The sequence below is a fragment of the Sphingomonas sp. BE138 genome, assembly GCF_031456125.1.
Classification (GTDB): Bacteria; Pseudomonadota; Alphaproteobacteria; order Sphingomonadales; family Sphingomonadaceae; genus Sphingomonas.
On the sequence record NZ_JAVDUC010000007.1, the window covers coordinates 159091 to 181408 of the forward strand.

Annotated in this window: 21 protein-coding genes, 2 tRNA genes and 1 pseudogene; 15 read left to right on the top strand and 9 right to left on the bottom strand. The window is 68.7% G+C overall.

The window, feature by feature from the left end:
- Window positions 1-199 precede the first annotated feature (199 nt).
- The 9 genes from J2Y58_RS11170 to J2Y58_RS11210 all read left to right on the top strand — a co-directional run bounded on the left by J2Y58_RS11170 (window position 200) and on the right by J2Y58_RS11210 (window position 8790).
- A complete protein-coding gene (locus J2Y58_RS11170) occupies window positions 200-511 on the top strand; it encodes a GIY-YIG nuclease family protein (RefSeq protein ID WP_310103073.1) in 312 nt (103 codons plus the stop codon).
- Window positions 512-515: 4 nt separating this feature from the next.
- On the top strand, window positions 516-1664 hold the full coding sequence (gene pheS, locus J2Y58_RS11175) for a phenylalanine--tRNA ligase subunit alpha (protein ID WP_310102945.1): 1149 nt from the start codon (window positions 516-518) through the stop codon (window positions 1662-1664).
- Between the two features lie 104 nt (window positions 1665-1768).
- Window positions 1769-4132, top strand: coding sequence for a phenylalanine--tRNA ligase subunit beta (gene pheT, locus J2Y58_RS11180; protein ID WP_310102947.1), 2364 nt, complete (start codon window positions 1769-1771; stop codon window positions 4130-4132).
- Window positions 4125-5003 carry an aldose 1-epimerase family protein gene (locus J2Y58_RS11185; protein ID WP_310102950.1) on the top strand — a complete coding sequence of 293 codons (879 nt, stop codon included), beginning with the start codon at window positions 4125-4127 and terminating at the stop codon, window positions 5001-5003. Before pheT ends, J2Y58_RS11185 begins: the two co-directional genes overlap by 8 nt.
- A 180-nt stretch (window positions 5004-5183) precedes the next feature.
- On the top strand, window positions 5184-5978 hold the full coding sequence (locus J2Y58_RS11190) for a ThuA domain-containing protein (RefSeq protein ID WP_310102953.1): 795 nt from the start codon (window positions 5184-5186) through the stop codon (window positions 5976-5978).
- Window positions 5979-6050: 72 nt separating this feature from the next.
- A complete protein-coding gene (locus J2Y58_RS11195) occupies window positions 6051-6437 on the top strand; it encodes a DUF2147 domain-containing protein (RefSeq protein WP_310102955.1) in 387 nt (128 codons plus the stop codon).
- Complete coding sequence (locus tag J2Y58_RS11200; protein ID WP_310102958.1) at window positions 6434-6598, top strand: hypothetical protein; 165 nt, start codon at window positions 6434-6436, stop codon at window positions 6596-6598. The genes J2Y58_RS11195 and J2Y58_RS11200 overlap by 4 nt, the downstream gene beginning before the upstream one ends.
- Window positions 6599-7339 carry a 16S rRNA (uracil(1498)-N(3))-methyltransferase gene (locus tag J2Y58_RS11205; RefSeq protein WP_310102961.1) on the top strand — a complete coding sequence of 247 codons (741 nt, stop codon included), beginning with the start codon at window positions 6599-6601 and terminating at the stop codon, window positions 7337-7339. It abuts the gene before it with no gap.
- Between the two features lie 77 nt (window positions 7340-7416).
- Window positions 7417-8790 (top strand): glutamate--cysteine ligase, encoded by a 1374-nt coding sequence (locus J2Y58_RS11210; RefSeq protein ID WP_310102964.1) that lies wholly within the window; start codon window positions 7417-7419, stop codon window positions 8788-8790.
- 488 nt (window positions 8791-9278) lie between these two features.
- On the opposite strand, the pseudogene J2Y58_RS11215 reads toward J2Y58_RS11210, so the two are convergent.
- Both J2Y58_RS11215 and J2Y58_RS11220 read right to left on the bottom strand, forming a co-directional pair.
- A pseudogene (locus J2Y58_RS11215) lies at window positions 9279-10319 on the bottom strand (family 43 glycosylhydrolase); the annotation flags it as partial.
- Window positions 10319-11869, bottom strand: coding sequence for an alpha-N-arabinofuranosidase (locus J2Y58_RS11220; RefSeq protein ID WP_405053092.1), 1551 nt, complete (start codon window positions 11867-11869; stop codon window positions 10319-10321). The pseudogene J2Y58_RS11215 and the gene J2Y58_RS11220, both read right to left, overlap by 1 nt.
- A gap of 149 nt (window positions 11870-12018) precedes the next feature.
- Here J2Y58_RS11220 and J2Y58_RS11225 point away from each other — a divergent pair, with 149 nt between their 5' ends.
- Complete coding sequence (locus tag J2Y58_RS11225; protein WP_310102967.1) at window positions 12019-12792, top strand: FadR/GntR family transcriptional regulator; 774 nt, start codon at window positions 12019-12021, stop codon at window positions 12790-12792.
- A gap of 134 nt (window positions 12793-12926) precedes the next feature.
- Here the strand turns inward: J2Y58_RS11225 and J2Y58_RS11230 are convergent.
- Both J2Y58_RS11230 and cpdR read right to left on the bottom strand, forming a co-directional pair.
- A tRNA-Val gene (locus J2Y58_RS11230) sits at window positions 12927-13001 on the bottom strand.
- 71 nt (window positions 13002-13072) lie between these two features.
- The gene (cpdR, locus tag J2Y58_RS11235; protein ID WP_310102969.1) at window positions 13073-13450 is read right to left on the bottom strand and encodes a cell cycle two-component system response regulator CpdR; all 378 of its coding nucleotides are present in this window, start codon (window positions 13448-13450) and stop codon (window positions 13073-13075) included.
- Between the two features lie 131 nt (window positions 13451-13581).
- Here cpdR and J2Y58_RS11240 point away from each other — a divergent pair, with 131 nt between their 5' ends.
- The gene (locus J2Y58_RS11240; protein WP_310102972.1) at window positions 13582-14439 is read left to right on the top strand and encodes an N-formylglutamate amidohydrolase; all 858 of its coding nucleotides are present in this window, start codon (window positions 13582-13584) and stop codon (window positions 14437-14439) included.
- 282 nt (window positions 14440-14721) lie between these two features.
- Here J2Y58_RS11240 and J2Y58_RS11245 read toward each other — a convergent pair whose 3' ends face one another.
- The 3 genes from J2Y58_RS11245 to J2Y58_RS11255 form a co-directional block, all read right to left on the bottom strand.
- Window positions 14722-15270: a cytochrome b gene (locus J2Y58_RS11245; RefSeq protein WP_310102975.1), complete on the bottom strand. Its 549-nt coding sequence runs from the start codon at window positions 15268-15270 to the stop codon at window positions 14722-14724.
- A 16-nt stretch (window positions 15271-15286) separates the two neighbouring features.
- Complete coding sequence (locus tag J2Y58_RS11250; RefSeq protein ID WP_310102978.1) at window positions 15287-16054, bottom strand: SapC family protein; 768 nt, start codon at window positions 16052-16054, stop codon at window positions 15287-15289.
- Window positions 16055-16138: 84 nt separating this feature from the next.
- The gene (locus J2Y58_RS11255; protein WP_310102980.1) at window positions 16139-17611 is read right to left on the bottom strand and encodes an FAD-binding oxidoreductase; all 1473 of its coding nucleotides are present in this window, start codon (window positions 17609-17611) and stop codon (window positions 16139-16141) included.
- An 83-nt stretch (window positions 17612-17694) separates the two neighbouring features.
- On the opposite strand from J2Y58_RS11255, the gene J2Y58_RS11260 reads away from it, so the two are divergent.
- Window positions 17695-18165: a hypothetical protein gene (locus tag J2Y58_RS11260; protein ID WP_310102982.1), complete on the top strand. Its 471-nt coding sequence runs from the start codon at window positions 17695-17697 to the stop codon at window positions 18163-18165.
- Between the two features lie 101 nt (window positions 18166-18266).
- Window positions 18267-19700, top strand: coding sequence for a DEAD/DEAH box helicase (locus tag J2Y58_RS11265; RefSeq protein WP_310102985.1), 1434 nt, complete (start codon window positions 18267-18269; stop codon window positions 19698-19700).
- 218 nt (window positions 19701-19918) lie between these two features.
- On the opposite strand, the gene J2Y58_RS11270 is transcribed toward J2Y58_RS11265, so the two are convergent.
- Window positions 19919-20203, bottom strand: coding sequence for a transcriptional regulator (locus J2Y58_RS11270; protein ID WP_310102988.1), 285 nt, complete (start codon window positions 20201-20203; stop codon window positions 19919-19921).
- A gap of 27 nt (window positions 20204-20230) precedes the next feature.
- Window positions 20231-20560 carry a type II toxin-antitoxin system RelE/ParE family toxin gene (locus tag J2Y58_RS11275; protein WP_310102991.1) on the bottom strand — a complete coding sequence of 110 codons (330 nt, stop codon included), beginning with the start codon at window positions 20558-20560 and terminating at the stop codon, window positions 20231-20233.
- Between the two features lie 256 nt (window positions 20561-20816).
- Between J2Y58_RS11275 and J2Y58_RS11280 the strand changes: the two genes are divergently transcribed.
- A tRNA-Gly gene (locus J2Y58_RS11280) sits at window positions 20817-20890 on the top strand.
- Window positions 20891-21026: 136 nt separating this feature from the next.
- The gene (locus tag J2Y58_RS11285; RefSeq protein ID WP_310102994.1) at window positions 21027-22160 is read left to right on the top strand and encodes an acyltransferase; all 1134 of its coding nucleotides are present in this window, start codon (window positions 21027-21029) and stop codon (window positions 22158-22160) included.
- Window positions 22161-22318: the final 158 nt, after the last annotated feature.

A 22318-nucleotide genomic window follows, 5' to 3' on the forward strand; every position in this document is an offset into this window, starting at 1 on the left:
CCGTCTGACGGCGTGACGGTTGAGACGACGAAAGGGCGTCGGTGGCAACACCGGCGCCCTTTTTCTTTGGCCGGTGTGGTTGCCTGAGTTCGTCATTCCCGCGCAGGCGGGAATCCAGACGCGCAGGTCTCCGCAAGAGCCGGTAGGTCAGAGGTTCTGGATTCCCGCCTTCGCGGGAATGACGGGCGAGGGGGCGGGAATGAAGCGACAACCGTGCGTCTACGTCCTCGCCAGCCGTCCGCACGGCACGCTCTATATTGGTGTTACGTCAAACCTGCTCACCCGCCTCATCCAGCACCGCGACGGCACCTTCAAGGGCTTCACCGAGCGCTACGACATCACGCGCCTCGTCTGGTATGAGGTCGCCGATACGATGGACGCCGCCATCCACCGTGAGAAACAGCTGAAGAAATGGAATCGCGACTGGAAGCTGCGGCTGATCGAGGAAACGAACCCGCAATGGCTGGACTTGGGGCCAAGCATCGGCTTGGACGGCATGCATGACGGATGACACGATGACCGACACCGACGACCTGAAGACCCATCTGCTGGTCGCGATCGACGCCGCCGCCTCGCTCGACGCGCTGGAGGCGGTGCGCGTCGATGCGCTCGGCAAGCAGGGGCGCGTCACGCAGCTGCTCAAGACGATGGGCGCGCTGTCGCCGGAGGAACGCCAGACCCGCGGCCCCGCGATCCACGGGCTTCGCGAGGCGGTCACGACTGCGATCGCCGCCCGCAAGGCGCACCTCGAACAGGTCGCGCTCGACGCGCAACTCGCCAGCGAGGCGCTCGACATGACGCTGCCCGCCGACGCGCCGCTCGCCGGCACCGTCCACCCGGTCAGCCAGGTGATGGACGAACTCGCGGAGATCTTCGCCGACCTCGGCTTCGCGGTGGCCAGCGGGCCGGAGATGGAGACCGACTGGCACAATTTCGGTGCGCTCAACATCCCCGAAACGCACCCGGCGCGCGCCATGCACGACACGTTTTATCTCGAGCAGCCAGCGAGAGCGGACCGCGACGGGCAGAGCCCGTCGTCGGCCGATGCGCAGCACGACCGCGAGACGCCGCGCGTCCTGCGCACCCACACCTCGCCGGTGCAGATCCGCACGATGCTGGCCAACAAGCCGCCGATCCGCATCATCGCGCCGGGCCGCACCTATCGCTCCGACAGCGACGCCACCCACACCCCGATGTTCCATCAGGTCGAAGGGCTGGTGATCGACAAGGGCATCACGCTCGGCCACCTGAAATGGACGCTCGAGACCTTCCTCAAGGCGTTCTTCGAGCGCGACGACATCGTGCTGCGGCTGCGCCCCAGCTATTTCCCTTTCACCGAACCCTCGGCGGAGGTCGACGTCGGCTATTCGATCGTGAAGGGCAAGCGCGTGATCGGCGGCGATCCGACGAAGGGCGACGGCGGCTGGATGGAAGTGCTGGGCAGCGGCATGGTCCATCCGAAGGTGATCGCCGCGTGCGGGCTCGATCCCGACGAGTGGCAGGGTTTCGCGTTCGGCTGCGGGATCGACCGGCTGGCGATGCTGCAATACGGCATGGACGATCTGCGCGCCTTCTTCGACGGCGATATCCGCTGGCTGAAGCATTACGGGTTCAGCGCGCTCGACGTGCCGACGCTGTCGGGCGGCGTGGGAACGCCGGCCTGAGCCACGCACGTCACCCCGGCGAAAGCCGGGGTCTCCCGCGGGTCGACGTTACGCCCGCCCCAGAAAGGCCCCGGCACGCGCTGGGACGACGGAAGTAGAGACGCATGAAATTCACCCTTTCCTGGCTCAAGGACCATCTCGAGACCACCGCCTCGCTGGGCGAGATCCTGGTCGCGCTCACCAACATCGGGCTGGAGGTGGAGGGCGTCACCGATCCCGCCGCGAAGCTGGACGGCTTCACCGTCGCGCGCGTGCTCACCGCCGAGCGCCATCCGCGGGCCGACAAGTTGCAGGTGCTGTCGGTCGATGCCGGTGACGGTCCGCTACAGGTCGTCTGCGGCGCCCCCAACGCGCGCGCCGGGCTGGTCGGCGTGTTCGGCAAGCCCGGCGCGGCGGTGCCCGCCAACGGCATGGTGCTGAAGGTCGCGGCGATCCGCGGCGTCGAATCGAACGGCATGATGTGCTCGACGCGCGAGCTGGAATTGGGCGACGATCACGACGGCATCATCGAACTGCCCGCGGATGCGCCGGTCGGCACGTCCTTCGCCGATTACGCCGGGCTCGGCGATCCGGTGATCGAGGTGTCCGTGACGCCCAACAAGCAGGATTGCATGGGCGTCCACGGCATCGCGCGCGACCTCGCCGCCGCCGGGCTCGGCACCCTGGTCGCGCCGATCGTGCCCGAGGTCGCAGGCGAGGGCGCGGGGCCGGAGGTGCGGATCGAGGACCCCGCCGGCTGCCCGGCCTTCTACGCCCAGGAGGTGCGCGGCCTTCGCAACGGCGACGCGCCGGCGTGGATGACGAAGCGGCTGCGCGCGATCGGGCAGAAGCCGATTTCGGCGCTGGTCGACATTACCAACTACCTGACCGTCGACCTCGGCCGTCCGCTGCACGTCTATGACAAGGCGAAGCTGTCGGGCGGCCTCGTCGCGCGGCAGGCCAAGGACGGCGAGACGGTCGAGGCGCTCAACGGCAAGACCTATACGCTGTCAGCCGGCATGACGGTGATCGCCGACGACGTCGCGGTCCACGACATCGGCGGGATCATGGGCGGTGCGCATTCGGGCGTGTCGGAGACGACCACCGACGTCGTCATCGAATGTGCGTACTTCACCCCGGAGGCGATCGCACGGACCGGGCAGAAGCTCGCGCTGACCAGCGACGCGCGCCAGCGCTTCGAACGCGGGGTCGATCCGGCGTTCCTCGACGATGGCCTCGCGATCGCGACCTTCCTGGTCCTCGAATATTGCGGCGGCACCGCCAGCGGCGTCACACGCGCGGGCGAACCGCCGCTCGGCACCCGCAGCTACGCCTACGATCCGGCGCGCGCGGAAACGCTCGGCGGGCTGGCGGTCGCGCCGGAGCGGCAGCGTGCGATCCTCGCCTCGCTCGGCTTCACGGTCGACGACGCGTGGAACGTCACGCCCCCGACGTGGCGGCGCGATATCGACGGCACCGCCGATCTGGTCGAGGAAGTGATCCGCATCGAGGGGATCGACAAGGTCGCGCCCGTCCCGCTGCCGCGCGTCCCCGGCGTCGCGCGCCCGACCGCCACGCCCGATCAGCGTATCGAGCGCCGCACCCGCCGCGCCGCCGCCGCACGCGGGCTCGACGAAGCGGTGACGTGGAGCTTCCTCAGCGAAAAGCAGGTCGCGCCCTTCGGCGAGGCGGCGTGGCGCCTGGCGAACCCGATCAGCGAGGAGCTGAAGGTGATGCGCCCGTCGCTGCTCCCCGGCCTGCTGTCCGCCGTCGAGCGCAACCTGCGGCAGGGCGCGGAAACGGTGCGGCTGTTTGAGATCGGCCGCCGCTACCTGCCCGATGCCGAGCGCGCGACCCTGGGCGTCGTGCTCGCCGGTGATCGCCGCCCGCGCGGCTGGCGCGAGGGCAAGGCGGCCGCGTTCGACGCCTATGACGCCAAGGCCGAGGCGCTGGCGCTGCTCGCCGCCGCCGGCGCGCCGGTCGACAACCTTCAGGTGATGGGCGACGCGGGCGCGGCCTTCCATCCCGGCCGCTCGGGCACGCTGCGGCTCGGGCCGAAGACCGTGCTGGCCGCGTTCGGCGCGGTCCACCCGGCGGTGATGAAGGCGTTCGACCTCTCGGGGCAGGTCGCCGCGGTCGAACTCTATCTCGACGCGATCCCGGCGAAGCGAGGGGCCGGCTTCATGCGCCCCGCCTATGCGCCGCCCGCGCTCCAGCCGGTGCGCCGCGACTTCGCGTTCCTCGTTCCCGCCGACGTCACCGCCGACGCGCTGGTGCGCGCGGTGAAGGGCGCCGACAAGGCGACGATCGTCCGCGCGCGCGTCTTCGACGTGTTCACCGGCGCGGGCGTGGCCGAGGGGCACAAGTCGGTCGCGGTCGAGGTGGTGCTGCAACCCGCCGAGAAGAGCTTCACCGACGCCGATCTGAAGGCGATCGCCGACAAGGTGGTGGCTGCCGCCGCCAAGCAGGGAGCGCAATTGCGTGGCTGACGACTGGATCCGCATTTCGAACGGCACCTTGAGCGCCGCGATCAACCCGCTCGGTGCCGAGCTGTCGTCGCTGACCGACGCGCGAGGCCGCGAGCTGATGACCGACGCCGACCCGCGCTTCTGGACCGGGCGGGCGCCGCTCCTGTTCCCGGTGATCGGCATGACCGCGACCGGCGCGATCCGCATCGACGGTCAGGCATATCCGATCGCCAAGCACGGCTTCGCGCGCCGCAGCACCTTCTCGGTGATCGAGTCCGGTGCGACCCGTGCGGTGTTCGCCCTGGCCGACGATCAGGCGACCCGCGCCTCCTATCCGTTCGCGTTCCGGCTGGAGGTCGCGTTCGAACTGCGCGACGCGACGCTCGCGATCGAGGTGACGGTGGTGAACCCCGCCGACGAGCCGCTGCCCGCCAGCTTCGGCTTCCATCCCGCCTTCGCCTGGCCGCTCCCCTACGGGCAGGATCGCGCTGCGCATCGGATCGCGTTCGAACGGGACGAGCCGGCCGCGCTGCGCGTCATCGCTCCGGACGGCACGATCGCGCCCGAGACGCGGCCCTCGCCGCTCGACGGGCGCGTGCTGCATCTGGCCGACGACCTGTTCACCGACGATGCGCTCGTCTGGGATCCGGTCGAGTCGCAGTCGGTCCGCTACGGCGTCGACGGTGCGCCGCAACTCGATATCGCCTTTCCCGACACGCCGAAGCTCGGGATCTGGACCAAGCCCGGCGCGGCCTATGTCTGCGTCGAACCCTGGCACGGCATCGCCGACCCGCACGGCTTCGACGGCGACTTCCGCGACAAGCCCGGCGTGTTCGAGGTCGCGCCGCGCGGCGAGAAGCGCATCGCGATGCACATCACGCTCACCGACTAAAAGCCGCTTTCCCCGCCCGATCAACGCGCTAAGCTCCCCAACACCGTTCGTCCCGAACCTGTCGAAGGACGTGTCCGAAGCGTCCGGCTCCGCTAGGCACGTGCTTCGACGGGCTCGGCACGAACGGACGGGGCGGGCGAGCCGGAAGATAGCGCTCAGGCAGGGGCGGGGAGACGGATGATGCTGAAGACACTGGCGATGATCTTGGGCGTGGCGCTGGCGCAGGCGACCGGCAACCCGCATCTGCCCCCGAAGGTGGTCGACACCACCCCGCCGCCGGTGCCCGCAGGGTTGAAGGACGCGGTGCTGATCGTCTCCAAGACGAACGGCTGGCGCCACATCGAGCATATCCCGCATTCGAACGAGGTGATCGCCGGGATCGCACGCGATCTCGGGCGCCGGAGCTTCACGACCGAAAACGCCGCGGTCTTCAACGACCGCGACCTGCGCCGTTTCGCGGTGGTGGTGCTCAACAGCGCCAGCGGCGACTTCCTGACCCCTGCGCAGCAGGCGGCGTTCACGCGCTTCGTCGCGCGCGGCGGCGGCGTCGTGGCGCTCCACGCCGCCGGCGACGACAGCCACAAGGAACCGTGGTACGATGCCACGATCATCGGCACGACCTTCATCGGTCACCCGAACGGCGACGACCATATCCAGCCCGCGCGCGTGGTCGTCGACCGGCCGCAGCACCCGGTGATGGCCGGCGTGACGCAGCCGTGGACGCTCAGCGACGAATATTATTCCTTCTCCGCCAATCCCGCCGCACGCGGCATGACCGTGCTCGCGCGCGTCGACGAGGGCAGCTACCGCCCTGGCGCGAAGCTGGCGATGGGTGCCGAACATCCGGTGATGTGGGTCAACCCGCGCGCGAAGGGCCACGTGTTCTACTCCGCGCTGGGCCACAACCCGGAAGCGTACGACGACCCCAACATGCGCCGCATCCTCGCCAATGCGATCCGCTGGGCGGCGAAATAGTCCCGCAGCGGTTCATTCCCGCGCACCGCCTCCCTAGATAGGGGGCCGTCGCGTTTTTCGAGGATCGCCCGGATGTTCACCCTGTTCGCCCTGCTCGCCGCCACCGCCGCCGATCCGCTGGCGGGCACGTGGCGCAACGCCGCCGACAGCGTGCGCATCCGCGTGGCCGCCTGCCGCGGCGAGCCCGGCATGTGCGGCACGATCGTCTCGGCGAGCGAGCGGGCGAAGGCCGATGCCGCCGCGGCGGGCACCGATCGCCTGGTGGGCACGCCGCTGTTCCGCGGGTTCGAGCGTGACGAGGACGGCAGCTGGGCCGGCACCGTCTTCGTCCCCGACATCGGGCGCGAGGTCGACGGCACGCTCCACCTGGAAGGCCGCAACACGCTGGTCGCGGAGGGGTGCCTGTTCGCCGGCTTCGGCTGCAAGGAGCAGCGCTGGACCCGCGTCGCCGCTAAGTGATCCACCTGTCGGTCGCGATCGGCCGGTTTTTCGAGGCGCTGTTCTATGCCATCCTGCGCGTCGCCGGTGCGGTCGCGGGCGTCGTGCTGGCGGTCGCGCTGGCCGGCGCGATCCTGTTCCTGATCGCGCGCGTGCTGCTGGCACGGGGAAGGAAGAAGTAAATGGGGGCGGTGCCCGCCTGGCCGCCGCGCTCGACGCCGCGGCTGTTCGTCGAAACCTCGCTGGCGCCCGGCGCGCTGACGCTGACCGGCGCGCAGGCGCATTACCTGGTGTCGGTGATGCGCACGAAGCCCGGCGACCCGGTCAAGCTGTTCGACGACGCCACCGGCGAGTGGCTGGCGGTCGCGACCGCGGTCGGCAAGCGCGACCTGACGCTCGACGTGCAGCAGCGCCTGCGCGATCGCGAACCCGTCCCCGACCTGTGGCTGGTCGCCGCCCCGCTGAAGAAGGGCCGCGTCGACTGGATGGCGGAGAAGGCGTGCGAGCTGGGCGTCGCGCGGCTCGTCCCCGTCGTCACTCGCCGCACCGTCGTCGACAAGCCCAATACCGAGCGGCTGCGCGCCCACATGATCGAGGCGGCCGAGCAATGCGGCCGCACCGCCGTTCCGGAGGTGGCCGAGCAGGTGAAGCTGGCGGCGTTGCTGCGCGACTGGCCCGCCGACCGCGCGCTCTTCTTCGCCGACGAACTGGGCGGTACCCCCGCCGCTGAGGCGATGCGCGCGCACCCCGGCCCCGCGGCGATCCTGATCGGCCCCGAGGGCGGCTTCGACGACGAGGAGCGCGCCGCGATCCGCGCGCACCCCGCCGCGACCGGCATCGCGCTCGGCCCGCGCATCCTGCGCGCCGACACCGCCGCCGCCGCCGCGGTCGCGATCTGGATGTCGGTCGCCGGAGACTGGTAGCGCCGACTGGTAGCGCTTTACACATCGCAACGCGATCCACCCTAGCGCGCCCGTTCATCGCGGCGTAAGGCGCGGCCATGACGACCAAGACCGTTTCGGACACGCGCGCAGCGGTCATCGAATCGCGCGACCAGCTGATCGCCCGTTTCGCCGGGGGCGAGAAGCCCGCGGAGCGCTGGCGGATCGGCACCGAGCACGAGAAGTTCGTCTACGCCACCGCCGACCATCATGCGCCGGCATGGGACGAGCCCGGCGGCATCCGCGACCTGCTCCACGCGCTGGAGCCGCACGGCTGGCGCCCGGTGGAGGAGGGCGGCAAGATCATCGCGCTGACCGGCGCCGACGGCTCGGTCAGCCTCGAGCCCGCCGGCCAGTTCGAGCTGTCGGGCGCCCCGCTCGACAATCTGCACCAGACGTGCGCCGAAACCGGTCGCCACCTGGCGCAGGTGAAGCAGGCCGGCGAGAAGCTCGGCATCGGCTTCCTCGGCCTCGGCATGTGGCCCGACAAGGCGCGCGCCGAGCTGCCGATCATGCCCAAGGGCCGCTACGCGATCATGCTGCGCCACATGCCGCGCGTCGGCACGATGGGGCTCGACATGATGCTGCGCACCTGCACGATCCAGGTGAACCTGGATTATGCCAGCGAAGCCGACATGGCCAAGAAGTTCCGCGTCGGGCTCGCGCTGCAACCGCTCGCCACCGCCTTGTTCGCCAACTCGCCGTTCACGGAAGGGCGGCCGAACGGCTTCCTCAGCTACCGCAGCCACATCTGGTCGGATACCGATCCGGCGCGCACCGGGATGCTGCCGTTCGTCTTCGAGGACGGCTTCGGCTACGAGCGTTATGCCGAGTACATGCTCGATGTGCCGATGTACTTCGTCTATCGCGACGGCCGGTATATCGACGCCGCGGGCCTCAGCTTCCGCGACTTCCTGCGCGGCGAGCTGTCGGTGCTGCCGGGCGAGAAGCCGACGATCGAGGATTGGGACGACCATCTCTCGACCGCCTTTCCGGAAGTCCGGCTCAAGACGTTTCTGGAGATGCGCGGCGCCGACGGCGGTCCGTGGAACCGCATCTGCGCGCTCCCCGCGCTCTGGGTCGGCTTGCTGTACGACACCACCGCGCTCGACGCCGCGTGGGACCTCGTGAAGCACTGGACGCTCGACGAACGCCAGGCGCTGCGCGATGCGGTGCCGCGGCTCGGGCTGTCGGCGCCGATCCCCGGCGGCGGGCAGCTGCGCGACATCGCCGCCACCGTCCTCGACATCGCGCACGGTGGCCTGAAGGCGCGCGCCCGGTTCGGCGCGTCGGGCGAGGACGAAACCGGCTTCCTCGAACCGCTGCGCGAAATCGTCCGCGCCGGCAAGGTCCCCGCCGAGCAACTGCTCGACCTGTACCACGGCGCATGGGGCGGCGACGTCTCGCAGGTATACGGCGCGGCGAGTTTCTGACCCTTTCCTGGCCCGATTCCCTTCGGGGAGCATCGGGTCGGTCATGCCGGTCGGGTGAGGAGCAGGGTTCTCGCGAATCTTAGCCCTCTCCCCTCCGGGGAGTTCCAAGTCGAATGTGCCCCCGGAACATTCTCAACATCGCGGGGCGATGTTGACCCGGAACTGGTTGGGTGAGGGGCAGGTGTCTCACCGAGACCGAACCTCTCTGCAGGCCCCGAACCCCTCACCCAAACCCTCTCCCCAGAGGGGAGAGGGCTTTGCCTCAGCCCCCGCCCCCCGTCCGGAATACCCGCTCGCCAACGGGAAAAGCGGTTCCGATCGGCGACGATCGCGGGATCATGCACCGGTTTTTCCAGCGCAAAGCGTGCGGACGTCGCTATTTTGGCGGCAGTCGGTGCACCCGCGACGGCGATCGCCGCACCAGCAGCCACCGGGCGCTACCGCCCCCATGCAGAAGCCAGCAATAGTCCGACATATTACGCCGCGCGCAGCGGGCCGTTGGCGGCGGGCGGCATGAATTGCGGCACGCCGTCGCGGTCGTAGCGGATCGGCTGGACGCGGGTATGGCGATTGGGGTCGAACAGCGGGTCGCCGACGATCTTCTCATAGTCGCGCGCGTGATAGACCAGCATGTCGCGGCCGCGCTCGTCGACCGTGAAGCTGTTGTGGCCGGGGCCGAAGATCTTGCGCTCGGGCGCGCTCGTCATCACCGGCACCGGCGACTTGCGCCATGCCGCCGGGTCCATGATGTCGGCATCGTCGCGCGCCGTCAGCATCCCCAGGCAATAGCGCGCGTCGGTGGCGCTCGCCGAATAGGTGAGGAACAGCCGCCCGTTGCGCGCCAGCAGCGCCGGCGCCTCGGCGACCTTGAAGCCGCGGATTTCCCACGGCAATTCCGGGATGGTCAACCGCGCGGGCTTGGCGGCGAAGGTCAGCGGGGTCGCCAGCGGCGCCAGGTACAGGTTCGAATTGGTGTTGATCCCTTCCTCGCGCTGCGCCCAGGCCAGATAGCGCTGGCCACGGTGGACGAAGCTGGTCGAATCGAGATTGAAGCTGTCCCACGGCGTCTGGAGCTGCCCCAGCACCGTCCAGTTGCCGGTCATCGGGTCCTGGCCGTCGCACACCACCGCATGGGTGCGGATGCGGAACACGTCCTCGCCGCCCCCGCTCGGCCCCGCGGCGAAATACATGATCCACCGTCCGTCGATCAGGTGCAGCTCGGGCGCCCAAAGGAAGCCCGACAGCGCGCCGCTTTTCTCGTGCCGCCACAGCACCCGCTCCGGCGCGGTCGACAGGCCGGCGATCGTCTTCGCGCGGCGCAGCACCAGCCGGTCGTATTCGGGGACCGATCCGGTCAGGTAATACCAGCCGTCGGTGTGGCGGAACACCTGCGCATCGGCGCGTTGACGGACCAGCGGGTTGACGATCGCGGGGGCCGCGCCCCGCGTTCTGGCCCACGCGGGGGCAGCGGCGAGCGCCGCGCCCCCGGTGACGAACAGGCGGCGCGACAGCAGCGGCGCGTCGCGCATCAGTTCAGGTCCAGCATGACGACCGACTTGGCCGGCAGCGTGACCGTCAGCTGCCCGCCGTTCAGCTGCGCGCCGTTGAAGGCGGCGGGGACGACGGCGTTGGGCTGGTCGAAGGTGTTGAGCGAATTGATCTTCGGACCGGTCAGGATCTGGCCGGAGACGCGCGAGGCGGTCAGGCCGGTGATCGTCGTCGTCACCGTGATGTCGCGGTTGGGATCGGCATTGGCGAGCGCGACGTGCGCCACCCCGGCCTTGTCGCGGACCGCCGAAGCGCTGACCGCCGGCATCACCCACTGGTCCTTGTTGTACCACGGCGACTTCACGTCGATCGGCAGCACGGTGCCGTCCATGTACGGCTTGTACATCTTGAAGACGTGATAGGTGGGGGTCAGCACCATCTTGTTGCCGTCGGTCAGGATCATCGCCTGGAGGACGTTCACCATCTGCGCGATCGCGGTCATGCGGACGCGGTCGGCATGCTTGGCGAAGATGTTCAGGTTGATCGCGGCGACCAGCGCGTCACGCAGGCTGTTCTGCTGGCGCAGGAAACCCGGATGCGTGCCTGGGTCCTGATCGTACCAGGTGCCCCATTCGTCGACCGCCAGGTAGACGCGCTTGGCGGGGTCGTACTTGTCCATGATGGCGGTGTGCTTGTCGAGCAGCTCGTCCATCTTCCACGTCTTGGCAAGCGTGACCGCCCAATCGCCTTCGTCGAAGTCGATGGCCGAACCCTTCTTCACCCAGTTGTGCGGGACGGTGTAGTAATGCAGCGACAGGCCGTCGAGCATCCCGCCCGCCTCGCGCATCATCACTTCGGTCCAGTTATAGTCGTCGACGTTCGCGCCCGATGCGATCTTTTCGATCCGGGTGCCGGCCGGCGCCTTGATGAAGGTGGCGTAGCGGCGCGTGACGTCGGCGGCATATTCCGGCTTCATGTTGCCGCCGCAGCCCCACAGCTCGTTGCCGATCCCGAAATACGGCAGCTTCCACGGCGCCTTATGGCCGTTCTTGGCGCGTTCGTCGGCCAGCGAGCCGGCGGGGGAGGTGATGTACTCGACCCATTCGGCCATTTCCTGCGGCGTGCCGTTGCCGACGTTGCCGGAAATATAGACCTCGGCGCCGATCTGCTCGGTCACGTCGAAGAATTCGTGCGTGCCGACGGTGTTCGGCTCGGTCACGCCGCCCCAATGGGTGTTGATCTTGACCGGGCGCTTGTTCTTGGGGCCGATGCCCTCGCGCCAGTGGTATTCGTCCGCGAAGCACCCGCCCGGCCAGCGGATGACGGGGGTCCCCAGGTCGCGCAGCGCGCCGACCACGTCGTTGCGGAAGCCGCGGGTGTTGGGGATCTTGCGGTCGTTGCCGACCCACAGCCCGCCGTAGATGCCGTTGCCCAGATGCTCGGCGAACTGGGTGAAGACGCGCTTGTCGTACCGCGGTCCCGGCCGGTCGGCGTGCACCGCGACCGTCGCGGTCTCCTGCGCGGCCGCGGGGGTGAGCGCCGCGAAGCCCATGGCCAGCGCCCCGGCATAAGCGAACAGACGTGCCTTCATCCTATCCTCCCGATTGCGGCACCGGACGATCTTTGCGCCCGCCGCCATTTTCCTCATTACTCGGACATTAGGATCCGCTACACGCCAATGCAACGATATTTGAAACACCACTTGCCACATCAACAACAAGCGGATCACAAGGGGCAGTGATGGCGGATCGGGAGAGCGACGCGGCGCAGGACGTCAAGGGTAGCGCGGATGCGGTGGTCGAGCGCGTGTCGCTGCGCGGCACCGGGCGGCGGCTGCACGGCGCAATCGCGCACAAGCTCGGCACCGCGATCGTGTCCGGCGAATATGCGCCGGGCGATACGCTATCGGGAGAGGTCGCCTTTTCCGAAGCGTTAGACGTTTCACGCAGTGCTTACCGCGAGGCGATGCAGGTGCTCGCAGCCAAGGGGCTGGTCGAAAGCCGCCCGAAGGCGGGGACGCGCGTGCTGCCGCGCGAGCGCTGGAACCTGCTCGACCCCGACGTGCTGGCCTGGGCGTTTGCGGGGGCGCCCGATATCGGCTTCGTGCGCGCGCTGTTCGAACTGCGCGCCATCGTGGAGCCCGCAGCGGCAGGACTGGCAGCGCAGCGACGCGAGAAGGCCGATCTGAAGGCAATGAAGGATGCGCTGGCATCGATGCGCCGCCACACGCTGGCGACCGAGGCGGGGCGCGCGGCGGACAAGGACTTCCACAATGCGGTGCTGCGCGCAACGCGCAACGACGCATTGATGGTGCTGAGCGCGAGCATCGGCGCGGCGATCCACTGGACGACGCAGTTCAAGCAACGCGCGCGCTCGCTGCCGCGCAATCCGCTGCCCGACCACGTCCGCGTTCATGACATGATCGCGGCTCAGGACGTCGCCGGAGCGACGGCGGCGATGCGCGCATTGGTCGATCTGGCGCTGGAGGATACGAAGTTCGCCATGGCGGAGTGATCGAGAAGCTGCCGCCGGTGGTGCCGCACGTCGCGTTGCCCCAAAGACAATGACGGCATTGATGGCCTGCCGCGGCAGACCGACACGCCAAACATCAAAAACCCCGCCGATCCGAAGATGGGCGGGGTTTTAAGTGGTGGGCGTGGCAAGGATTGAACTTGCGACCCCTGCGATGTCAACACAGTGCTCTACCACTGAGCTACACGCCCTCCGTAGGGGAGCGCCTCTAGCGGGTGGGCCGGAGGCACGCAAGCGGCTTTTTCGCTTTTATCGCTCCCCGTCAGATCAGCTCGTTGGCAGTGCCGTTGTCGAACAGGCGGTCGACCTCAAGCACCAGATCGCGCAGGTGGAACGGCTTGGACAGGACGCGCGCCTGCGGCATCGCGTTGCCGGCCTTCAGCGTGACCGCCGCAAAGCCCGTGATGAACATCACGCGCATCCCCGGCGCGATCTCCTGCGCCTTTTGCGCCAGCTCGATCCCGTCCATCTCGGGCATGACGATGTCGGTGAGCAGCAGGTCGAAGCGCTCCGCCTCCAGAAGCGGCACGGCTGCCGTACCGCGGTCGACCGATGTGACATGATAGCCCGAGCGTTCGAGCGCGCGACCAAGATACTCGCGCATTACCGCATCGTCTTCGGCCAGCAGAATCCGTATCATCGCAACCACAACTCCCGTTCACGCCGTAATATGCCCGAGGGGCGTTGATTTTTCCACCAGCGGAGATGGTGAACGCGCGCGCCACGACGACACGTTGCGGACCTGCGCCGGCTTCCATAGGGTGGCCGCGGATGACGCGTTCCTTCGACATGATCGGCGACCTGGAGCCTGTCAGCCCGGTGGTGCTGTCGGTGCCGCATGCCGGACGCGACTATCCGCCGGAGTTGCGCATGGCGCTGCGCGCGCCGCTCGCCAGCCTCGCGGCGTTGGAGGACCGGTATGTCGACACGGTGGCGCTGGCGGCGCGGCGCGACGAAACGCTGCTGCTTCAACGGCGCCCGCGCGCGTGGATCGACCTGAACCGCGCCGAGCATGAACGCGACCCGCTACTCGACGATGGAGCGTGCCGGGCGTCGTCGTCGTCGGCGAAGGTGCGCGCCGGGATCGGGCTGGTGCCGCGACGAACCGCGGCGGCGGGCGAGTTGTGGCGGTGCCGGCTGAGCGCGGCGGATGTGGAGGCGCGGATCGCGGCGGATCACCGCCCGTACCACGATGCGCTGGCACGGTTGCTGGAGGCAGCACGCGCACGGTTCGGGTGCGCCGTGCTGCTCGACGTCCATTCGATGCCGCCGATCGCCGGCGGCCGCGCGCGGGTGGTGATCGGCGACCGGTTCGGACGCGCGGCGGCGGGGCGCTTTGTCGCGCGGGTCGAGGAGGCACTGGGGCGCGAAGGACTGCACCATGCGCTCAACACCCCATATGCGGGCGGGCACATCCTTGAGCGGCACGCGATCCCGCAGCACGGGGTGCATGCAATCCAGTTGGAGATCGACCGCGGGCTGTATCTCGACCGCCGGCTGGACCAGCCGGGAAGCGGGATGGCGGCGACGGCGCGGATGCTGCGTGCGGTAATCGATGCGCTTGCCGAGCAGGCGCTGGCGGATGGTGCGGTCGCGCCGCCGTTCCCCATCGCCGACGCTGCTGAATAGCGGTCGAACCAGGCATACCTACAGAAAAAAACCACCGGGTGCGTGCACCCGGTGGCCAAGGTTCAGGGAGGAGACACGCCTAAGCGTGTCATACGGGCTCGCGAAAGGGGGGACACGAGCGCCGTACGACCATAACTTAGGAACTGTGATTTCGGTTGCAAGGGGGTGGCTATAAAAGGTTGGCGTCGTGCGACGAGGTGAGAGGCGTTCGGTAACGCATGCGAGCGCATTGGCGATGTCGCTCCTCGGTGGGATGCTCCGCCTGCGCGGATTGCCCCACGATCAGCGCGTCGCGCGCGGAAGAATGCGCAGCAGAACCGAATCGCGCAGGATCAGGTGATGGCGCAATGCAGCGGCGATGTGGAGCATGACCAGCAGGAGCATGGCCCACCCGACAACCGCGTGCACTTCGTGTCCGGCACTCGCGCCGGCTGCATCGACGGGGAGGTAGGGCAGGTCGGCGATCCCGAACCACGACAGCGGACGGCGGCCCTCGGGACCGGATACCATTGCCCAGCCCGACAGCGGCATGACGAGCATCAGCGCGTACAGCGACCAATGCGTCGCATGGGCGAAGCGTCGTTCCCAGTTTGGTACGAAGGCGGGCAGCGTCGGTGGACGATGCGCCAGCCGCCACAGGATGCGGAGCAGCGTGAGGGCGAGAACGGTCATCCCGATCGCCTTGTGCCCCGGCATCCACGCCCGCAGCGCCGGCACCGCGTCATGCCCGATGCCGACGATCAGGTTGACGATCACGAGTAGCGCGATCGCCCAGTGAAAGGCGATGGCCACTCCCGAGTAACGTTCCGTCACCGGCAGGCGGGTGGCCATCGTCTGTGTCCTTCTATCAGGCGTTCAACTGCGGCTGCGGCATCTTGCCCAGCTTGACCTGGCGGGCGAAGATGTCGCGCATCAGCGCCAGCGAGAACAGGTGCGCGTAGAGCAGCGGGAGCATGCCCGACTGCGAGATCTTGCGCAGCTGGTCGCCGCGCAGCTCCGAGAGCTTCTTCTCGTCGATCATCTGGAAGCCGCGGTAGACGAACGGCTGCTCGATGCCGTCCTGCTGAATGGTGACCTCACCTTCCATCAGCAGGTCGAGTTCCTTGATTTCCTTCATGAACTGGCCGGTGCGCGCCGCGGCCTGCTCGAAATTTTCGTTGAACTTGAGGATGTTCTGCGTCAGCTCCGAGGGCTGGCCATCGGTGAACAGCGGGTCGCCGTCCTCGAACGCGCCGATCGTCGGCGAGCTCGGGTCGAAGCACAGCGACAGCTCGTCGGCGTCCGGGCGCAGCCGGGCCAGCATGTACGGATAGCGGCGGACATAGGCCGGCACGTAGATCGTGTCGTCGTTCAACCGGCCGTCCGGCGACATGAACACGTTGACGCCCTCGTTCAGGCCCATCAGCGCGATCGGGATCGCGTCGTCGCCGGAGGAGAAGACGATCGGCATGTGCCGCTGAATCAGCGGAAATTCCTCGACGGTGACCGGGATCGCATGCTGATCGACCAGAAACGGCGCGGTGTCGGACGGCTTCACCTTGTAATTGGCGTGAACCTCGCTCGAAAGCGGTTCGAGGCCGTTGTAGAAAAGCGGAAGTTGCGGCGCGCTGGCCATGGGTATCTCCAGAACGGACGGTGTTCGTCGGTGCATGCGCAAAGGGGACGTCACGTCCTGCCGTCCCCCCGGACGCGACCGGTGCTATTGAATGGGGGCGTCCGGCGCAAGCGTGACGAGCTTGCCGGGATTGAACAACTGGCCCGGATCGAACGCGCGCTTGATCGCGCGCAGCGCGGCCAGTCGGGACGGCGGGGCGACCCGCTCCAGCTCGGTGCGCTTCATCTGGCCGATGCCGTGTTCGGCCGAGATGGATCCGCCGGCCGCGACAACCAGGTCGTGGACGAAGGCGGAGACAACCGGAACGTGCTCGGCATACCAGCGCGCGGGATCGGTGCCGGGCGCGGCGCGGACGTGGAAATGGACGTTGCCGTCTCCGAGATGCCCAAAGCCGGACGCGCGTGTGCCGGGGAAGTGCGCCTCGCATGCCGCCGCCGCCTCGACCATGAAGCGCGGCATCGCCTCTACCGGCACCGAGATGTCGTGCTGCGCGGCTGGGCCGGTAGCGCGTTCGGCGTCGGAGATCGACTCGCGGATCCGCCAGAACGCGTCGGCCTGCGCCTCGCTGGCGGCGAGCGTCGCGTCGACGACGAGACCGTCGTGAAGCGCGGGGGCCAGGACGCGCTCGATCACGGCGGCGGGGTCGTCGTCGGCGGTGTCCGCGGTGACCTCCAGCAGGACGTGCCACGGATGGTCGCTCGCCAGCGGCGCGCGGGTGCCGGGAATGTGCGTGAGCACGGCCGAAAGCGATTCGGCCGGAAGCAGTTCGAAGCTTTCCAGCGCCGGGGTCGCACGCTGGAAACGACGCAGCACCGTGAGCGCCGCCTCCGGCGTCGCAACGCCGATCCAGGCGACCGCGCGAGCGGCGACCGCAGGCACGAGCCGCAGCGTCGCGGCGGTGACGATGCCGAGCGTTCCCTCCGCGCCGATCAGCAACTGGTCGAGATCGTAGCCGCGGTTGTCCTTCTTGAGCGCGGCCAATCCGTCATGGAGCGATCCGTCGGGCAGCACCGCCTCGACACCGGCCACCAGCGCACGCATCGTGCCGAAGCGCAGCACCTGCGTGCCGCCGGCGTTGGTCGAGACGAGCCCGCCGATCGTCGCGACGCCCTTGGCGCCGAGCGACAGCGGGAAGCGGCGGCCGACGCCGAGGGCGGCGGCGTGGAGGTCCGAGAGGACGAGGCCGGCTTCTGCGATGGCGAGCCCGGCCTCGGCGTCGAGCGTGCGCAGGCGGTTGAGGCGACGCAGCGACAGGATCGCGGCGCGGCCGTCCGCGGGCGGGGTGGCGCCACCGACCATCGAGCTGTTCCCGCCCTGCGGGACCAGCGGCACGCCTTCATCGCGGGCGGCGAGGACGATCGCCTGCACCTCGGCCACGCTCGCGGGGGCGAGCATCAGCGCGGTGTGGCCGTAGTAGCGGCGGCGCCAGTCGGTGAGCGACGGGGCGATCGCGTCCGGATCGGTGACGATCGCCTTGGGCGGCAGCTGCGCGGAGAGGCGAGCGATCAGGCGGCGCTGCGCGTCGGTGGGGGCGGGGGTGGGAAGGGGGGCGGTCATGCGGTTTTCTCTTGGCGGATGCGCGATGTGCGTCCAATTCATCACGCGTTCAACCGTCGATGGTCAGTGCTCCTGCCCCGATTATGACCCTGCGCGCTCTGCCTGTCCTGCTGCTCGTATCGGCGGCACCGTTCGTGCTGTCGGCCAGCCCGCCGCAAGCCGAAGGCGTGCAATATGCGCAACTTACGATCCACGAGCGGCTGATCATCCGCGTGCCGCGCGTCTCGCCCGCCCCGATCCGCGGGCGTCCCGCGCCGGTGCCGCCGGTGCGGTGGGACGAGAAAAAAGGGCCTGTTTGCATAGCGATGAACACGTTGACCGGCGCGGCGGTGGACCGGGAGGGGGAGGTCGACCTGGTCGTCGGCGGCGCCCGGCGGGTCCGCGCCAAGCTGGACGACGATTGCCCGACGCTTGATTTCTATCGCGGATTCTACCTGAAACCGACACCCGACGGGCAGCTGTGCGCCAAGCGCGACGGCATCCGGTCGCGATCGGGCGCGTATTGCGCGGTGACGCGGTTCCGCGCGCTGGTACCGCGACCGGCCAAGAAATAGCCGCGCAGGGCGCAAATTCCTTGACTTTACGCAGGGGATGGGGAAGCGCGGGGAGCGATGGGAACCGCCACGCCGCGCCGCCCGACAGCCCGGACATCCGCATGAGCTTCGCCGACCTCGGCCTTTCCGACGAACTTCTCCGCGCCGTCGGCGACACCGGCTATACCGAGCCGACGCCGATCCAGGCGAGCGCGATCCCGCCCGTCCTGATGATGCGCGACATCATCGGCATCGCGCAGACCGGCACCGGCAAGACCGCCAGCTTCGTCCTGCCGATGATCGACATCCTGGCGCAGGGGCGCAGCCGCGCGCGGATGCCGCGCAGCCTGATCCTGGAGCCGACGCGCGAACTGGCCGCGCAGGTCGCCGAGAATTTCGAGACGTACGGCAAATACCACAAGCTCTCTATGGCGCTGCTGATCGGCGGCGTGCAGATGGGCGACCAGGTGAAGGCGCTGGAGAAGGGCGTCGACGTCCTGATCGCGACGCCCGGCCGGCTGATGGACCTGTTCGGGCGCGGCAAGATCCTGCTGACCGGCTGTTCGATGCTGGTGATCGACGAGGCCGACCGGATGCTCGACATGGGGTTCATCCCCGACATCGAGGAAATCTGCACCAAGCTGCCCGCGCAGCGCCAGACGCTGCTGTTCAGCGCGACGATGCCCGCGCCGATCAAGAAGCTGGCCGACCGCTTCCTGACCAACCCCAAGACGATCGAGGTCGCGCGCCCGGCGACCACCAACACCAACATCACCCAGTGGGTGGTGCCGGTGAAGGGGCCGGCGGTCGAGAAGCGCAAGGCGCTGCGCACGCTGCTGGCGCAGGAGGACGTGCGCACCGCGATCATCTTCTGCAACCGCAAGACGACCGTGCGCGAGCTGAACAAAAGCCTGAAGGGGCATGGCTTCGCCAGCGGCGAGATCCACGGCGACATGGACCAGCCCGCACGGCTGGCCGAGCTGGAGCGGTTCAAGAAGGGCGACGTCAACATCCTGGTCGCCAGCGACGTCGCGGCGCGCGGGCTGGACGTGAAGGGCGTGAGCCACGTCTTCAATTATGACGCGCCGTGGCACCCGGACGATTACGTCCACCGCATCGGGCGCACCGGGCGCGGCGGGGCGACGGGCGTCGCCTATACGTTCGTCGGGCCCGACGACGTCGAGAATATCGACAATATCGAGAAGCTGACCGGGCAGAAGATCGCGCGGGTCGACGCGCTGCCCGCCGCCGAAGCCGAGCCCGCGGAAGTCCCGCGCCGTGAGCGGGGCCGGCGGCGCGAGCGCATCGCAGACGAGGCGCCGCAGCCGGAGGTGCGCGAGGAAGCGCCGCGCCGCGAGCGCTCGCGCCGTTCGCGCGACGCGCACCAGCCTGTCGAGCGGGAGCGCGACGACCAGCCGCGCGCGGCGCGCCAGCGCGAGGACCGGCGCGACACCACGCGCGGACGCGCGCGCGCGCCGGCGGTAGTCGAGGCGGTCGACGACGGCGGCTGGAACGGTCCGGTGCCGGACTTCCTGCACGTCGGCTTGACTTACTGAGGCGATGGCACGCCGGCGGACCACGCCGTTCGTCCGATGCTGCGCCCGGCCGATGCTTCTTCGGCATCTCGCCGATCGCGAGTTGCTGGTGAGCTGTTGGACGGAGGTTCGCGCCGACCAAAATGTGGCGTTCCACCACGGGCAGCAGGCGCTCCGCTGGATCGTGGCCGGGCTGGTCGAGCGCAGCCATCCGGTCCGGGCGCAGTTCCGTCGAAGGGTCAGCTCGTCCGCGCGATGATGCGCTCGACCGTCTCCGGCTCGACCTGGATCATCTTGAGCAGGACGGCCGACCCGGCGTCGGGCTGACGACGACCCTGTTCCCAATCGCGAACGGTCCCGATGGGAAAGCGATATGCCTTGGCGAAGTCGCTCTGCGTCTTGTTCGTGGCGGCGCGCACCGCCTTCACGTCGACGGTCGCCTTACGCCCGCGGCTGTCATCGCCCTCGGCATAGGCGATGGCATCGTTCAGCCCCGCTGCGATCTTGTCGAATGCGCTCTTCATGTTCGTTTCCTTCAATCGACCGCCCGCCTAGAAACGGGCGGCTAGAGTCTTTGTCAGTTCGGCAAGGGCGTTGCGCTCCGCCTTCGTCAGGTTGGCCTTCTCGTTCTTGCCGAACACGGTCAGCAGGAAGGCCGGGCGGGTCGTGCCGGCGTAGTAGGTGATGACCCGATAACCGCCCGATTTGCCCTTGCCAGGCTTTGCCACACGCAGCTTACGAGCGCCGCCGCAGCCCGGCATGATCTCGCCCGCTTCCGGGTTGGCAGCGATCAGGTCGACTACGGCGGTCATCTCGGCAACGGTCATTCGCGCATCTCTGGCGGCGGCGATGTAGGCAGCTGTTTCGATGACTGTGTGCATCGGCATCCTGCTACGGCAATGCCGTATGTACATCAAGCAAAAAATACGGCATTGCCGTATTAGGAAGACGTGTCCGTCAAGCGGACCTCAGATGACGGTCCTTTAGGGGTTATCCGGCAATCCCCTTGCCCGATCCAGCCCGTTCGCGCGCCGGATTGACCGCTCCCGAATGCTGCGCTATTCGCTGCGGCGGCAAAGCAGGATCGCAAAACAATCCTGAGCCACGGCGAGAAAAGCCAGCTTTCTTGCGGTGTCGGCGGGTATAGCACAATGGTAGTGCAGCAGCCTTCCAAGCTGAATACACGGGTTCGATTCCCGTTACCCGCTCCATCCCCGCTCCCGAACATCGCCCGCTCCGTCCCGGGATGGTCAGGCCGTTGGCATTGCGCGATTTAATTCGGGCGGTTGCGTGTGCTACGCCGCGCGTCGGGTCGTGTAACGGGTCCGCGGCGGGAGTAGCGTAGCGATGGCGGCAGGGCGGGAAGGCGACGGAGCGATCCGGTCCAGCGTCGCGCGGGACGGGACGTTCACCTCCGTCCAGATGCTGCGCGCGGTCGCGGCGCTGTCGGTGGTCGCCTATCATGCCGGGGTGCTGTGGCGCGACAAGACGTCCGCCGCCGTCGCCTATGTCTGGGAGAACGGCGGCGCGGGCGTCGACCTGTTCTTCGTCATCAGCGGCTTCATCATCCTGATCTCGGGCCAGAAGATGGGCGCCGCGGCGGGAGGGCCGGGGGCCGGGCGGTTCCTCGAGCTGCGGCTGATCCGGCTGCTGCCGGTCTATTGGCTGGCCACCGTCCTGAAACTCGCGATGCTGGCGGTGGTGCCGGCGGGGGTCGCGGTCAACGGGGCGCCGCCGCTGAGCAACATCATCGCGTCCTTCTTCCTGATCCCGGCGCGCAACGCCGCGGGGGACGTGTTCCCCGTGGTCGTCGTCGGCTGGACGCTGTCGTTCGAACTGCTGTTCTACGTGCTGTTCGCGGCGGCGCTGAAAGCGCGACGCGATCCGGTACGATTCGTGGTGCCGGTCCTGATCGCGCTGACCGTGGCGGGGCTGTGGCGACGCGAGGACTGGCCGGCGCCGACCGTCCTGCTCTCCCCGATGCTGCTGGAATTCGCCGGCGGGATGATCCTGGGCCGGCTGTACCTCGACCGCAGGCTGCCGGTGGTGCCGGCGGCGGCGGCGGTGGCGATGCTGATCGCGGGCGGCGTGTATCTGGCCGTGGGGCCGTTCGAATCGTGGTGGGCGCGCGCTATCGGCTTCGGCACGGCGGCGTGCATCGTGCTGTGGGCGGCGTTGTCGCTGGAGCGGTATTGCACCGGGCCGGTGTCGGCGGCGCTGCGGTTCGTGGGGGAGACATCCTATTCGCTGTATCTGATCCATGGCTTCGTACTGCCGGTGGTGGGCGTGGTGGCGATGAAGCTGCCGCTGTCGGGCGTGTGGCTGGGGATCGTCATCGCGGTCGCCAGCATCGTCGGGTCGGTGATCGCGGGGATCGTGCTGCACCTCGCCTTCGAGCGGCCGGTCACGCGGGCGCTGCGCCGCGTGGCGCACGACCGCCGCGACCGGGCCAGTCTGGCGAGTGCCAAGTCGCCGTTGTGACGGTGATGGGGGGCGACGGCGTGATCGGCGCTTGACAGCGCGACGCTGTTTGTGTACAAAACGGGAACATCGAGATGATGTGAGACGGGCCGGGCGGCTCGGGGCTTCGGCTCCGGTCGCGCCGGCCCGATTGCGTTGGGGCGTGGGGCCCCGCGGGG